The organism is Pectobacterium sp. CHL-2024, assembly GCF_044751765.1.
Taxonomy (GTDB): domain Bacteria; phylum Pseudomonadota; class Gammaproteobacteria; order Enterobacterales; family Enterobacteriaceae; genus Pectobacterium; species Pectobacterium brasiliense.
Window position 1 is genome coordinate 1 of sequence record NZ_JBIXKO010000040.1, and the last position, 1,807, is coordinate 1,807.

Sequence of the window (1,807 nt, forward strand, 5' to 3'; positions counted from 1 at the left end):
AAACTGTTGCTGAATTAGCGTCTCACGCGGGAAGTCGGCCTCGGTGGCGTTAAAATCGACCAGCACCTGCTGGCGTTCGGCTTCCGGCAGCATGGGCAGCGAATTAAGCGGCTGCATCACATCGTCGGCCATTGCCATCAGGATATTTTCTACATAACCCACCACACGAATGATGGTATCCCGCTCGAACAGATCGGTGGCATAGATCAATCCGCCGTCGAGACCGTTTTCTGTCTCAATCAGCGATAGCGACAGATCAAAGTGGGTGCGGTTCAGCGGACGCTCAACGACAGAGAGCTCAAGGCCGGGCAGCGTCAGGGCCTGTGTCGGGGTATTGTTCAGCGACAGCATCACCTGAAAGAGCGGGCTGTAGCTGAGGTTGCGAACGGGTTGCAGCACCTCAACCACTTGTTCAAACGGCAGGGCCTGATGGGCGTAGGCGTCCAGCGCCCGCTCGCGTACCTGATCGAGCAGATCCGCGACGGAGTGACAGCGTCCCGGCTCGGCGCGCAACGCCAGCGTATTGACGAAGAAGCCGACCATGCCCTCCAGTTCCTGGCGGGGGCGGTTGGCGACTGGGGTGCCGATAACGATATCGTCCTGCCCGCTGAGGCGGGATAGCACCACCGACCAGGCGGCCAGCAGCGTCATAAACAGGGTCGTGCCCTGCTGCTGGCTCAGGGTATGCAGGCGACGCAGCTGTCCCGCATCCAGATGGAAGGGAACCTGATCGCCCGCATAGCGCTGTACCGACGGTCGGGGCCGGTCGGTCGGCAGCGTCAGCAGCGCCGGTGCGCTTTCCAACTGACGACGCCAGTAGTCCCGCAGATTGTCGAGCGTCTCCCCCTGCAGCCACTGACGTTGCCAGACGGCGTAGTCGGCGTACTGGACCGGCAGCGGAGGCAACTGGGCGTCGTGTCCCTCTCTGGCGGCCTGATACAGCGCGGCCAGCTCGCGTGCCAGAATGCCGATGGACCAGCCGTCGGAGATAATGTGGTGCTGGGTCAGCAGCAGCACATGGGTGTCATCATCCAACTGCAGCAATTGACCACGGATCAGCGGCCCCTGTGTCAGATCGAAAGGTGCCCGCGCTTCCTGTTCGGCCAGTTCTGCCACGCGAGTGGTGCGGGCCTCCTCGTCCAACTCACGCAAGTCATGGCAGGCGAGGCTGAAGCCGAGCGTATCTGGGGAAATCTGCTGGGCGGGCTGCCCGTCGAGGGAGGTAAAACGGGTACGCAGACTTTCGTGACGGGCCATGAGTCCGTCGAGCGCGGCTGTGAGCGCCGGGCGGTCAAGCTGGCCGCTAAGGCGCAGCGCGGCGGGCAGGTGATAGGCCTGACTGGCGGCTGGATCGAGCTGGGCCAGGAACCACAGCCGCTGCTGGGCAAACGACAGCGGCAGGGGCTGGGTGCGGTCGGCCACGGGCAGCGTGGACGGTGCCGCGTGGGTCAGACCGCTGATGGCCGCCGCCAGATCGCACAGCGTCGGGTGCGCAAACAGGGTGGCCAGTGGGACGCTTATGCCGGCTTTGTCCAGGCGGTTCAGAAGCTGCACCGCCAGCAGCGAGTGGCCGCCGAGGGCGAAGAACCGATCGTGACGACCGACACGCTCCAGGCCTAGCAGGTCCTGCCAGAGCGCGGCCAGCATGATTTCGATGTTGCCCTGCGGCGCTTCATAGTCGCGGGTGGCAAAGGCGGTCTGATCCGGAACGGGCAGGGCCTGACGGTCGAGCTTGCCGTTCGGGGTGAGCGGCAGGGCGTCGAGCGTGACAAAGGCGGACGGGATCATGTAGTCCGCCAGCGAGGCG

1 protein-coding gene is annotated in these 1,807 nt (G+C 64.4%); it reads right to left on the minus strand.

The annotated features are described in order from the left end of the window. On the minus strand, positions 1 to 1,807 hold a 1,807-nt coding region (locus ACIPUG_RS21375), incomplete at both ends, for a condensation domain-containing protein (RefSeq protein WP_400340111.1).